The sequence below is a fragment of the Paenibacillus sp. FSL L8-0436 genome, from assembly GCF_038593025.1.
Classification (GTDB): Bacteria; Bacillota; Bacilli; order Paenibacillales; family Paenibacillaceae; genus Paenibacillus_AQ.
Genome location: NZ_CP151955.1, coordinates 928,352 through 940,695 on the forward strand (window position 1 = coordinate 928,352; position 12,344 = coordinate 940,695).

The window sequence follows — 12,344 nt, forward strand, 5'->3', positions numbered from 1 at the left end:
ACACCGTCATTTTTAGGGCAACAAGAAACCCCGAACCTCAAGGTCCGGGGTTTTGCATATGATTTTATTCAGCTAGAGGTACAGGCAATCCCAGACCTTCGGCGATGCGCTGACCGAATTCAGGATCGGCTTTGTAAAAGTGGCCGATCTGGCGGATTTTGATCTCGTCGAACTCGACAGGAGTCATGGCACCGACAATATTGCGGACAAGACGCGTACGTTCCTCTTCGCTCAGTAGCCGGTAGAGGTCGCCGGCTTGTGTATAATGATCATCGTGATCATAAGGGACACTGTCTGCCTGACCGGAAACGTTGTATGGAGCTGGTTTATGCTGCGGAGATTCCGTTGCTCCGCCGAAGCTGTTAGGTTCGTAATACACAGAGCTGCCGCCGTTGCTGCCAGAGTTCATTGCACCGTCACGCTGATTGTTGTTGACCTCGGCAATAGGCCGGTTGATCGGCAATTGGTTATGATTCGCACCTACCCGGTAGCGGTGGGCATCGGCATAGGCGAATAGGCGGCCTTGCAGCATTTTGTCGGGGGATGCTTCAATGCCCGGAACAAAAGAACCAGGAGAGAAGGTAGCCTGCTCTACTTCTGCGAAATAATTTTCCGGATTGCGGTCCAGGACCATACGGCCAACCTCAATTAATGGATAATCCTTCTGCGACCATACCTTGGTCACATCGAATGGGTCGAAACGGTACGTGTCTGCATCCTCTACAGGCATAATCTGCACATGCAGTCTCCATGCCGGGAAATCTCCTTTATCAATTGCGTTGAACAAATCCTCTGTATGATAATCCGGGTTCTCCCCGGCAATTTGTGCTGCCAGATTTACATCAAGATTTCTTACGCCCTGTTCAGTTTTGAAATGGTATTTCACCCAGACAGCCTTGCCTTCGGCATTCACCCATTTGAAGGTGTGGCTGCCGAACCCGTGCATATGACGGAGTGTAGCCGGGATGCCGCGGTCGGACATAAGAATGGTTACCTGATGCAGGGATTCAGGAGATAGAGACCAGAAATCCCAAACAGCATTTGGATTCTTCAAATGAGTCTGCGGGTGACGTTTCTGGGTATGGATGAAATCCGGGAATTTGATCGCATCGCGAATGAAGAAGACCGGTGTATTGTTGCCGACGAGATCATAATTTCCTTCTTCTGTGTAGAACTTTACTGCAAACCCGCGTGGATCACGGACCGTATCGGAAGAGCCCAGCTCTCCGGCAACGGTGGAAAAACGAATGAACATTGGCGTGCGTTTGCCGACTTCGGACAGGAATGCTGCCTTGGTATATTGTGACAAATCCTGAGTGACTTCAAAATATCCATGAGCGCCGGCTCCTTTGGCGTGGACAACACGTTCAGGAACACGCTCCCTGTTAAAGTGGGCCAATTTCTCCAGCAGATGAACATCCTGCAGCAAGGTAGGTCCACGGGAGCCTGCGGTCATTGAGTTCTGGTTGTCTCCGACAGGGGCACCCCAGCTTGTTGTAAGTTTGTTATTGCTCTGACTCATGAATACAATCACCTCGTAATTAAGATTTGATATTAGATTTAGTATAAGTTCTATAATAACAAAGAAAACGGGAAAAGCAATTCTTTTTTATAATAATTTTAATTAACAATATGCGGAAATGGGTAGAATCATGATACTGGGACCGCATACAAATAACTCCCATCCGCAACAGCGGACGGGAGCAGGGGAAAGGCAGGATAGGCGGCTAAGGCGTCAGAAAAGTAGTATAGCTAAAGATTGGCGCTGAAAAATACGCCGCTTAGCCTTTGATATACATTCTGCTGTAATATTCATCCAGCATACGTTTGCTCGCGAATTCAACACGGGTGGTCTCGATGCTCTTGCGCATCATTTGTACCCATTTCTCCCGGTTGTCATAGAAGGTAGGGAGCACGCGGTTCAAGAGGGTGTCGTAAAGCGCGTCGCTGTCATGCTTGTCGAGCACTTCGAAATCGGTGGTCTCGAAGCCGTCGCCAATCTGCCAGCCATTCTCGCCGTCGATGCAGGCTTCCGGCCACCAGCCATCCAAAATCGAGCAGTTGAGGACGCCGTTCATAGCCGCTTTCATTCCGGAGGTGCCGCTGGCTTCCAGCGGTCTGCGCGGATTGTTGAGCCAGATGTCGGAGCCGCGGGTTAGCTGTGCCCCGATGGTCATATCGTAGTTTTCCAGGAAAACGACACTTTTCGGATATTTTTTCATCATTGCCACGAGATTGCTGACAATTTTTTTGCCGTTGTCATCCAACGGATGGGCTTTGCCGGAGAAGACGATTTGGATTTTTCCGTCCCTCAGGTAAGGCTCAATGACTTCCGGCTGGGAGAAAATCAGGTCACTGCGTTTGTAAGGAGCGGCGCGGCGGGAGAAGCCGATAAGCAGATTGTCCGCATTCAGGGCGATGCCGGAGCGTTCCTCGATGAACCCGACCAGCTCATTTTTAATTTCTTTATGCGTGGCCCAAAGATCCCCGTTCTCCTCAAAGGTGCGGGTAATCCGTTCGTCCACCCAGGTAGGGGTATGAATGGCATTAGTAATGCCGATGATCTCGGATCTGCCGGCAACTTCCTTCCACATTATGTTCGCAGTATCAGCGTGAAGCTGGGCCACTGCATTGGAAATGCGCGACAACCGCAGACCGGCTACGGTCATATTGAAAGGATCTCCACCGATACGTTCCATTTGATCGCGGGTTAAGCTATTGAATGCGCCCATATACTCGAGGCGGTCGAGCGGATGCGTTTCATTGCCTTCCTTGATGGGTGTATGGGTAGTGAACACAACCTCTTCACGGGTAGCTTTCCAGGCTTCCTCAAAGGTACTGCCGCCGGACATTTTTTCACGGATCAGCTCGATGGCGGCCAGTGCCGCATGTCCTTCATTGAAGTGATAGACATCAATCGGAATTTGCAATGCACGCATCGCTTTAACGCCGCCAATCCCAAGAACAATTTCCTGAGCGATCCGTTCTTCGCCGAACCAGCCGTACAGTTGGCCTGTAATCCAAGCATCGCTGTTCTCAGGAATATCCGTGTCCAGCAGGTACAGCGGATTGTTGCCAAACTGCTCAGTCTTCCACACTTTACAGACAACATCGATTTTTCTTACTTTAACCGTTACTTTAACCCCTGTATCTTCAAGAAAATCATAAACATAGTTGTGATAGGAGTCATACGGATTGCCGTGGGCATCAATCTTTTGATCCGTGTACCCTTGCTTCCACTTCAACCCGATTGGAATGATAGGAGCGTTGATATCCTTCGCACCTTTGATGTAATCTCCGGCCAGGATGCCCAGGCCTCCGGCGTACATTTTGAAATCGGAATGCAGACCATACTCCATGCTGAAATAAGCAACTGACGGTAATTGGTTCTCGTTCACTTGATAAGCCTCCTAATACGAATTAGATTATAATCTGGTATTGCTGTAGGCTCAATCTAAGGTGCAAACGTTTGCTCAAAATGATGTGGTCTTCCCTGGAAGCGATTGCACACCTATTCTAGCACACTTGCAGTCAAAAAGCATAACGAAGTTTTTGTGAAGAACAAACATAAGGATTAAAGAAAATACTAAACAGAAAAGTTTGATAAAGACGGCTTCAGGCCATAAGATAAGGAAGGGACAATATCACCCTTTGAAGTGATTGCTGCTGAAGCGGGCTATATGGATGTGAGAGTGACAGTTCAGCATGGTTCCGGCCGGAAGGATATTCAGGTTCTATACCGAAAGCGGACAAATTATGGCCGCAGCGGCTTAAGATAAGTGTAGGTTATAAATCCCGATTGTTCAAAATAACTAATGGTGGTGTAAAGCTTGAGTATAGTGGTGATCGGAAGTTTGAATATGGATATGGTGGTACGCACCAGCCGGGCCCCTGAAGCCGGGGAGACTTTGTTTGGACAAGGCTTCGCCTTGTCACCGGGAGGAAAAGGCGCCAATCAGGCAGTAGCCGCAGCGCGTCTTGGTGCCGAGGTAGCCATGATCGGAAGTGTTGGCCGGGATGCCTTTGGCAGTGAGCTGCTGGAGATTATGCGGCAGGAGCATATTGATGTCCGGCATATTGCCCAGAGTAACTCGCAGGCTACCGGCGTCGCGTCAATTGTGGTCGAAGGAGAAGGGGAGAACCGGATTATTGTTGTGCCGGGAGCGAATATTGAACTTGGTCCATCGGATATTCAGGCGCTTGAGCACGTAATCAGCGGAGCTGAAATGATCGTGCTGCAGCTGGAGACGGATCTTCCGATGTGTGAACAGGCGGCTTCCATTGCGCAGCGCCACGGCATTCCGGTCATTCTGAATCCGGCTCCGGCCAGAGAGCTTAGTCAGGATATGTTGAGAAATGTGACTTATCTGACCCCGAACGAAACCGAAGCGGGAATCCTGTCCGGCATTGAAGTAAACAATACGGAGACGGCTGATCAGGCGGCGCGTATTTTGCTGGGGAAAGGGGTGCGGAACGTCATTGTCACTCTGGGTTCCAAGGGGGCGCTGATCGTGAATGAATCCGGCAACGCGCAGCATATTGCCGGATTCCCGGTACAGGCGGTCGATACGGTTGCGGCAGGCGATTCCTTTAACGGGGCGCTGGCTTACCAGCTGACCCGCGGTGTGGCCTTGGAAGAAGCGGTGAGGTTCGCCAATGCAGTTGGTGCGCTGGCTGTAGGCAAAGAAGGGGCAATTCCGTCGCTGCCGAAGCTGCCGGAGGTCGAGCAGTTCCTGAAAGAAACAGCTGAACGGTAAGCCGGGGATAGATATAGATCGGATAGATGAGGAGCTGAAGTAAATGAGTGGCACTGTAACGGTTAAGAATGTGACTCTGGGCGAGGGGATGCCCAAGATTTGCGTATCGCTGATCGGAGCAACATTGACCGAACTGAAGGAAGAAGCGGAGGCACTGAAAGCTCTGGCACCGGATGTGGTGGAGTGGCGGAGCGATTTTTTTGCCGGAGTGGACAATATTGAGGCAGTTACGGAAGTACTGGAAATGATCCAGGCTATTCTTCCGGACCTTCCGCTGATCTTCACGTTCCGCAGCGCCAGAGAAGGCGGGGAGCGGCAGATTGCCACGGAGGATTATATCCGGCTGAATAAGGCTGCAGCCGCAAGTGGATTCGTCGATATCATTGATGTGGAGCTGTTCAATGAGGAAGCTGATGTGCAGGCGCTTATCGCTGCCGCGCATGACTGCGGGGTGTTCGTGATTGTGTCGAACCATGATTTCCAGGGAACACCTCCCGAGGAGGAGATTGTGTCCCGGCTGCGCAAGGCTCAGGAGCTGGGCGGAGACCTGCCGAAGATCGCCGTTATGCCATGCAGCGCGGCAGATGTACTGACACTGCTGGCTGCGACAAACCGGATGCAGGAGTTGTATGCGGACCGTCCGGTCATTACGATGTCCATGGCCGGAGAGGGCATAATCAGCCGCCTAGCCGGGGAAATCTTCGGCTCTGCGCTTACCTTCGGTGCGGCCCATAAGCCATCTGCCCCTGGACAGGTGGCGGTTGCCGAGCTGCGGAAGGTGCTGGAGCTGCTGCACCGCAGCCTATAGAACCGTTCATTTATTGTCCGGCAGCAATATAGAAACAATTAGAATGGGGTGTTCTAAGCCAGTGAAACGGCGGGAACACCTTTTTTGGATAGTTAATAGTTAAACATATATATGGTTCACACTATAAATCATCTTCAAGGTGCGGCGGGTTTGAATCAGCGCCCGGTTATGCCCTACAATGAAGGCAGCCAAGTAGTTAAATCATCCACTTGCGGAACGAAGAAAGGGAGAACTGCCAATGACGGAATCCATCCTGGTCGTGGAGGATGAAGAAAAAATCGCCCGGCTGCTGCAGATTGAGCTGGAATGCGAGGGCTATCGCGTATTTATTGCGGGCAGTGGCCATCAGGCGCTTGAAATCTATCAGGCACAGCAGCCGGACCTCCTTCTGCTTGATGTGATGCTTCCCGGGTTCAGCGGAATTGAGCTGCTGCGCCGTATCCGGGTCAATGATGCGCTTACCCCTGTACTGATGCTGACTGCCAAAAGCTCGGTGGAAGACAAAGTATCCGGTCTTGACCTTGGGGCAAATGACTATATCACCAAGCCCTTTCAAATTGAGGAGCTTCTGGCGCGTGTCCGCGCTGCGCTGCGGCTTGCATCTACCCGAAACATTGAGGAGACAGGCAACAGGCTTAAAGCGGATGATCTTGAGCTGAACGAAACCACGCGTGAAGTTGTTCGGGCTGGCAGAACGATTGACCTCACCCCGAGGGAGTTCGATCTGCTGGTGTTCTTGCTGAAGAACAAGCGCCAGGTGCTGAATAGAGAGCAGATTATGACCGCGGTTTGGGGGTACGATTATTACGGTGATACCAATGTCGTAGATGTGTATATCCGTTATGTCCGTAAAAAACTTACCCGAGGGGATCAGAGTGAGCTTATTCATACCGTCCGGGGTATCGGGTATGTCCTGAAGGACTCCCCATGAAGCTGCGGAGCAAAATTTATCTGTATTCCAGCGTGCTGTTTGCTGTACTTCTTGTCATTATGAACCTCGTCATTTACTTTATGTTCAGCCGGTTGTCGACAGATAATCAGCTGGATCAGGCCGCTGCCGAGACTGCCAAAATCGCTGCCGATATGCGAAGAGTTGGAACCGGTGTGGCTGCCCCGGAGCTGCTCCGGGCGTACGTACCGATTGAGGGAATGCTCCGGCTGCTGGCTCCGGACGGAAGCGGACCGGCGCTCGTGACTTCGGCGTCGGAACAGGAGATCAGCCGGCTGAAGCCGGTATATTATAAAGACAAGCTTAGTGAGATTATCAAGGTGGATGGCCGTTCCTATGCTTTCGTGACGACTCCGGTCATCTGGATAGACGGGATCGTGATGAATGTCCAAATGACCAAAAGCCTGGAGAGTACGATGAATACGCTCCGCGTGCTGCGGGTTGTGCTGGCGGGGGCAACCGCCTTTGCACTGCTTCCGCTGCTGCTCTCCAGCCGTGTGCTGTCCGGGCTGATTATGCGTCCTATTGTGCAAATGACAGCTACGATGCGGGAGATCAAGAACAGCGGAAAATTCAGCAGACTAACGCTGGAAGATACGTCCAGAGATGAGCTGGTTGAAATGGGGCGCACGTTCAACGATATGATCGCTTTGCTGGAGAGTAATTATTTGAAGCAGGAGAAATTCGTGTCCGACGCCTCGCATGAGCTGCGTACACCGCTGACGGTGATTGAAAGCTACGCCAGCCTGCTCAAAAGGCGGGGACTTACCCATCCTGAATTGTTCAATGAATCCGTTGAAGCCATCCATTCCGAGGCGATTCGGATGAAAGAGCTGACCGAGCAGCTGCTGCTGCTGGCGAAGCACCACGAACAATGGGATCTATCCATGAAGGTTGTTGATCTGCAAGAGCTGGCCAACGCATCGGCCAAAGTCTTCCGCAATGCATATGGCAGAGAAGTCACCGTCAATGCACAGGGGGAGGTTAAAGGGTACAGCGATGAAGCGAAGCTGCGACAGCTGCTGTTCATATTTTTGGATAATGCCCGTAAATACAGCGATGAAGCCATAACCATCACGCTTGGAGCCTCCGGGCAGGAGAGTCACATTGTCATTACTGACCGGGGCATCGGGATTCCGAGCGGGGAGCTGCCCAGAGTGTTCGACCGCTTCTACAGAGTAGGTGAGGCAAGAAGCCGCCAAGGCGGAGGAGCAGGGCTGGGGTTGTCACTCGCTGCGGAAATTGCCGAAGCCATTGGAGCCAAGCTGTCCATGGAGAGTGTGGAAGGTGCCGGAACATCGGTTATGATCCGAATTGCGGCTGAGAGCAGGGGAAGACAATGAAAATAAACAAACCTGAGAGCAAAAAATTCATATACAAAGCCGTCATTATTATTGCTGCCGTGCTGCTTCTGTCCATTGCTGCGTTTAAAATGTTCACAAATGAATCCGCACAGCTGTTAACGAAAGAGCAGGCGAAGCAGGCTGTGCTGAAAGAGTATTCCGGCAGCGTAGAGAACCTGACCCTGCAATCCGGCAACTATGTAGCGGAGCTGAAAACCGGCCAGGGTCTCTATGAGCTGGAGGTGGATGGGGCAACAGGTGAGATTGTTTCCATTGTCCTGCTGGAGCCAGCCGCTTCCGCAGAGGTCCGGCCCACACCCTTGCCTTCTTCGAACCCTTCGGCAGGCGGCAGCGCCCTGCCATCCCCTTCACCGACTGCTCCGCGTGCAGTGTCAGAAGACGAGGCAGTCAAGCTGGCGCTGCAGGAGGTGCCGGGAGAACCGGATGATGTGGATACCGAAATTAACGAATCAGGAGCCTTTTATCTGGTGGAAGTGAATACAACGGATGGGCGTGAAGCGGTGGTCCAGGTGGACGCGATCTCGGGAAACATTATGTCCGTGGCTTGGGAAGAACCGGATGAGGATCATCCTTAAGCAGAATTCTCATCAATTTCTAATGTTACTGCCGCCTTTCTCTCATTTGGGCCGTGTATATTGAATACATGAGCAGCACAGATTGAACTTGAGGAGGCGGCAATAAATGATGAAGATGAAATTATGGAGCAGTGTAGCGGCGGCAGCCATTCTGTTCGGGGGTGCATACAGCATCAGCGAGGTTCAGGGTGCTTCCGCAGGGTCAACTGCTTCACAAAGTCAAAGCAAGACACTGATTGGCGTGGATAAGGCGGAGGCGTATGCGCTGAAGTCAGCACAGGGCCGAATAGAGAGCATTGATCTGAAGGAGAGAATCAGCGGTTCGTATTACGAGGTTGAGATCCGTCATAACCATCAGGAAATTGACGTTCGGGTTGATGCCTACACAGGTAAAATCTTAAGCGTGCGCAAAGAAACCGATGACGATGACGATGACGATGATGACAACTACGCAGCAGCCACATCACAAAGCGGAACGATGATCAGTGCAGCTAAAGCGGCAGAAGCGGCCTCCGCCTCCGCAAAGGGTACAGTTACTGAAATTAACCTTGATGGGGACAATGGAAGTTTCGTATATGAAGTGGAGATCAGAAACGGCAAAGTGACGACCGAAGTGGAAGTCGATGCCTATACTGCGAAGGTTCTGTATACGGATGTAGATTCTGATGACGATGAGGATTGAATCCATGAAAATGCAGATGAATTAACACTATATAAAAGCGGGGCAGCCGGATATCGGCTGCCCCGCTTTTATAGATCATACAACTGCTGTATCACTCGGGCAAGCGGAGTGGAAGACTACTGCTTTGTACCTGTATAGACGTGCACAGCATCTCTCAGAAACTCGGCCAGACCCGGACGCCGCTTGTCATAATAGGAGGTAAAGCGTTCGTCATCCACATACATTTGTGCTACGTGGGCGTGAGCTTCTTTAGTATAAGTGTCCCAGTAGAAGGTGAGCCACTGGCGGTGCAGCTCAGCGGCTTGCTGCGCCAGCCCGCTGGCGGAATCGCCTTCCTCCATCGCCTGCTCAAGGGCTGCGAACATGTCTGCTTCAAGCTGCTGGATGGCGGCATACTGCTCTTCGGTCATATTTTTCAGCTTGCGGTTAGACTTCTCTACAGCTTCCTCCCCGTATTTGCTGCGGGCTTCCTGTCCGTACGTACGCTCATTATCGTCAATCAGCTTTTGCTTAAAGCCTGCAAATTTCTCTTCATTACTCATGGTTATTCTCCCTTCACTTTGGGCCAGTGTTTTTTCGACGTTTGCGATTAATTGATCCAATTGCTCTCTCCGCTGAAGCAGCTGGTCATGGTGCTCCCGCAGTGCCCGGGTGCCGTCAAAGGACGGTGCGGTCACGATTTCTTTGATTCCTTCGAGGCTTAAGCCCAGTTCCCGGTAAAAAAGAATCTGCTGCAGCCGGTCGACCTCGGCCTGGCCGTAGATGCGGTATCCCGAGGAGTTGATTCTCGCCGGCTTGAGAATACCAACCTCATCGTAATAGCGCAATGTCCGCGTACTGATGCCCGCCAAAGCTCCCAGCTTCTGCACCGTGTATTCCATAGTGGCTGTACCTCCCATAACTTGTTTCAGCGTAGTATTATTGGACCCAATTCCACACTTGTAAGCTGCGGCTTGCTGCTTACAAGATCACTCTACACCTTTACGCAACGGCAATGTCAAACACTCTTTTGTGGGGAATATCGCTCAAAAAAACAGCAGCTCCCTATAGTATGTCCACTAAGGAAACTGCTGTTAACCTTGTATTACACATGAAGCCGGATTATTTCTTGCCGACCTGTGCCGTGAAATATTCCCGCAGCTCTGCCAGCTTCCGGGGATCCGCCAGCGCATCTTCACCCGGGAAGTAATGTTCGGCGACCAGTTCCCAGGTGGGAACGATTTTTTGGGAGATCATTGCCTTGATGGCGATCTTGACTGTCTTGCGTTCTCTGGCGTTGGAGAAGGTGTCCTTGTAATGCTGGGACCGCTCAAAATCCAGGTCGTTAAAGACAGCGCGGAAAATCTCCGCGGTCATCTTGGCATCGTCCAGCGCCCGGTGAGCGGAACCGGAAGGCTCAAGCTCGAACAGGGTCATCGCACCTTCGACGCTGATATCATTGCTAAGGCCGCGGGCACGAAGCACGCCCTTCAAGAGGTCAAAGTAGGTTGCAGCCATCCAGTAGGAATCATCCATTTTGTGCATCCGGATGTCCTGAATGATCCGCTTCATATCCTCGCCGCCCCAGGTCAGAAGCAGCACTCCGTCACTGCTCTGATCCAGCCAGGCTCTAAAGGCGGTAATGACCTTGGGAAAACGGTCAGCGACGTCGATATCCTCTTGGGGAATGCCGGTTTTTTTCTTAATGAACGAATTCAGGGTGGAGAAGTATATAGGTTTAATTAAGGCTGAGAACTCATCCTTAACTTGCAATGAAGCGTCTAACCGGACGGCTCCAATCTCAATGACCTCCATAGGATGCTCGCTGGCAAATTTGCGGCCGTTGAATTCGATGTCCAGAATAATATAATCCACAGGTAATGCCTCCGTTTCAGTGACTGGCGCCTTACAAGCTGAAGAATGCGCCGACCCTTCTATTTTAGCAAAAAAAGCGGAGGAATGGGAAATAAGACGGGGAATTGCCGTCCAGAGTGTGCGGCTAAGGCTCTTTTTGTATTGAAGAGTGATGAGGAGCTACGGTAAACGGGAAGAAGGATAAGGAAGGGGGTTGGAAGAATAAGTAAGCATGATGGCGTGAATTGGGAAATTGCAATTGAATACTCACGAACAAGTTAAACAGTGGGAGAACGGAGAAGGGGTTGCTTTATTTCAAGGCTTAGGACTTGCAGAAGATGCGGAAATTTTGGACTACGGTTGTGGCTTCGGACACTACACCTTTGCTGCATCAAGAGCTCTAAATGGCCGGGGGACGGTTTATGCTGTCGATATTAATAAAAAATGCATGAAGGCTGTGGGTAAGGTATCCAGTGACAGGACTACACTTTGAATTTTGAGGCTCTGGAGAGAGCGCAAATACTCAATTTTAGAAAGAACAGCTGAATGCACTGAACAATTTGTTTCAGGGAGGAAAATCTTAAGTTGGAGCAGTACTTCGGTTCCTGATGTTGATTTGTACATTAAACACTGATAGGCAGTATAGTTTAGCTATAATTGTTTTTCCCTAGCCATGGAGTCTACTAGAGAGATATGCTAAGCAATAGGACATTTTTCCAGGGAGGGATATATCATGGACAGCAATACTTATTATATTTCTGAAGAAAACACTTTTATCATTGACTGTAAGGATGTAATTTTAAGAGAATTCAAAGTTGCTGATTTAGATAAGTTTCATTCACTTACATGGCAGCCTGAAATACATGAATACTTGCCAGGTTGGAACGTATCAAAAGAGCAAAGAGAAGATTGGTTAACAAATTACGAAATTCCAGAGAACAAGCAGTTTCTACATGCTGTATCGGAAGGTGGAGACATTGGTGAACTCCGTCTTCGTTTGGGAATTATATTGAAAGAGACGGGAGAGCTTATCGGCTGGTGCTGTACGGGATTAAAGGATGAATTGCCGCCCCCAAACCGAGAGATCATGTATGCCATATCAAAAGATCATAGAGGTAAAGGTTATACAACCCAAGCTGCACAAGGGATAGTCAAGTATTTATTTGAGAATACGAACGTCGGGGTGCTTAATGCAATTGCTCTATTAATTAACTTGCCATCGAGTAGAGTCATACAAAAATGCGGGTTTGACTTTCAAGGTGTTATCGGGATTGATAACGATAGATTTAATTATTATAAACTTGATAAAAAGGATTGGACAATCAAACGCTAAAAGTCGAACGCAGAACTAGAATGATTTTCATTCAATGGCACAG

At 50.3% G+C, this 12,344-nt stretch carries 12 protein-coding genes; 8 read left to right on the forward strand and 4 right to left on the reverse strand.

Going from position 1 to position 12,344, the window contains the following annotated elements; all coding sequences use genetic code 11:
* Nucleotides 1-64: 64 nt before the first annotated feature.
* Both katA and glgP read right to left on the reverse strand, forming a co-directional pair.
* Nucleotides 65-1,522 (reverse strand): catalase KatA, encoded by a 1,458-nt coding sequence (gene katA, locus NSS79_RS04365; RefSeq protein WP_342438410.1) that lies wholly within the window; start codon nt 1,520-1,522, stop codon nt 65-67.
* A gap of 259 nt (nt 1,523-1,781) precedes the next feature.
* On the reverse strand, nt 1,782-3,398 hold the full coding sequence (gene glgP / locus NSS79_RS04370) for an alpha-glucan family phosphorylase (RefSeq protein ID WP_342438411.1): 1,617 nt from the start codon (nt 3,396-3,398) through the stop codon (nt 1,782-1,784).
* A 441-nt stretch (nt 3,399-3,839) separates the two neighbouring features.
* On the opposite strand from glgP, the gene rbsK reads away from it, so the two are divergent.
* The 6 genes from rbsK (at nt 3,840) to NSS79_RS04400 (ending at nt 9,135) form a co-directional block, all read left to right on the forward strand.
* Nucleotides 3,840-4,757, forward strand: coding sequence for a ribokinase (gene rbsK / locus NSS79_RS04375; protein WP_342440296.1), 918 nt, complete (start codon nt 3,840-3,842; stop codon nt 4,755-4,757).
* A gap of 43 nt (nt 4,758-4,800) precedes the next feature.
* Entirely contained in the window at nt 4,801-5,565 is a 765-nt protein-coding gene (aroD, locus tag NSS79_RS04380) for a type I 3-dehydroquinate dehydratase (RefSeq protein ID WP_342438412.1), read from the forward strand.
* A 238-nt stretch (nt 5,566-5,803) separates the two neighbouring features.
* Entirely contained in the window at nt 5,804-6,496 is a 693-nt protein-coding gene (locus tag NSS79_RS04385; RefSeq protein WP_342438413.1) for a response regulator transcription factor, read from the forward strand.
* The gene (locus NSS79_RS04390) at nt 6,493-7,857 is read left to right on the forward strand and encodes a HAMP domain-containing sensor histidine kinase (protein ID WP_342438414.1); all 1,365 of its coding nucleotides are present in this window, start codon (nt 6,493-6,495) and stop codon (nt 7,855-7,857) included. Before NSS79_RS04385 ends, NSS79_RS04390 begins: the two co-directional genes overlap by 4 nt.
* Entirely contained in the window at nt 7,854-8,453 is a 600-nt protein-coding gene (locus tag NSS79_RS04395) for a PepSY domain-containing protein (RefSeq protein ID WP_342438415.1), read from the forward strand. Before NSS79_RS04390 ends, NSS79_RS04395 begins: the two co-directional genes overlap by 4 nt.
* A gap of 106 nt (nt 8,454-8,559) precedes the next feature.
* Entirely contained in the window at nt 8,560-9,135 is a 576-nt protein-coding gene (locus tag NSS79_RS04400) for a PepSY domain-containing protein (protein WP_342438416.1), read from the forward strand.
* Between the two features lie 116 nt (nt 9,136-9,251).
* Here NSS79_RS04400 and NSS79_RS04405 read toward each other — a convergent pair whose 3' ends face one another.
* Nucleotides 9,252-10,016 carry a MerR family transcriptional regulator gene (locus NSS79_RS04405; protein WP_342438417.1) on the reverse strand — a complete coding sequence of 255 codons (765 nt, stop codon included), beginning with the start codon at nt 10,014-10,016 and terminating at the stop codon, nt 9,252-9,254.
* A gap of 220 nt (nt 10,017-10,236) precedes the next feature.
* Nucleotides 10,237-10,989 carry a 3'-5' exonuclease gene (locus NSS79_RS04410; RefSeq protein WP_038586099.1) on the reverse strand — a complete coding sequence of 251 codons (753 nt, stop codon included), beginning with the start codon at nt 10,987-10,989 and terminating at the stop codon, nt 10,237-10,239.
* Nucleotides 10,990-11,227: 238 nt separating this feature from the next.
* Between NSS79_RS04410 and NSS79_RS04415 the strand changes: the two genes are divergently transcribed.
* Nucleotides 11,228-11,461, forward strand: a complete 234-nt coding sequence (locus tag NSS79_RS04415) for a methyltransferase domain-containing protein (RefSeq protein WP_342438418.1) — start codon at nt 11,228-11,230, stop codon at nt 11,459-11,461.
* 240 nt (nt 11,462-11,701) lie between these two features.
* Nucleotides 11,702-12,301 (forward strand): GNAT family N-acetyltransferase, encoded by a 600-nt coding sequence (locus tag NSS79_RS04420; RefSeq protein WP_342438419.1) that lies wholly within the window; start codon nt 11,702-11,704, stop codon nt 12,299-12,301.
* The last annotated feature ends 43 nt before the right edge of the window (nt 12,302-12,344 follow it).

Coding starts and splice junctions, on each gene's coding strand:
- katA (WP_342438410.1), bottom strand. CDS start 1,522: ATGAGTCAGAGCAATAACAAACTTACAACAAGCTGGGGTGCCCCTGTC.
- aroD (WP_342438412.1), top strand. CDS start 4,801: ATGAGTGGCACTGTAACGGTTAAGAATGTGACTCTGGGCGAGGGGATG.
- NSS79_RS04385 (WP_342438413.1), top strand. CDS start 5,804: ATGACGGAATCCATCCTGGTCGTGGAGGATGAAGAAAAAATCGCCCGG.
- NSS79_RS04390 (WP_342438414.1), top strand. CDS start 6,493: ATGAAGCTGCGGAGCAAAATTTATCTGTATTCCAGCGTGCTGTTTGCT.
- NSS79_RS04395 (WP_342438415.1), top strand. CDS start 7,854: ATGAAAATAAACAAACCTGAGAGCAAAAAATTCATATACAAAGCCGTC.
- NSS79_RS04400 (WP_342438416.1), top strand. CDS start 8,560: ATGATGAAGATGAAATTATGGAGCAGTGTAGCGGCGGCAGCCATTCTG.
- NSS79_RS04405 (WP_342438417.1), bottom strand. CDS start 10,016: ATGGAATACACGGTGCAGAAGCTGGGAGCTTTGGCGGGCATCAGTACG.
- NSS79_RS04420 (WP_342438419.1), top strand. CDS start 11,702: ATGGACAGCAATACTTATTATATTTCTGAAGAAAACACTTTTATCATT.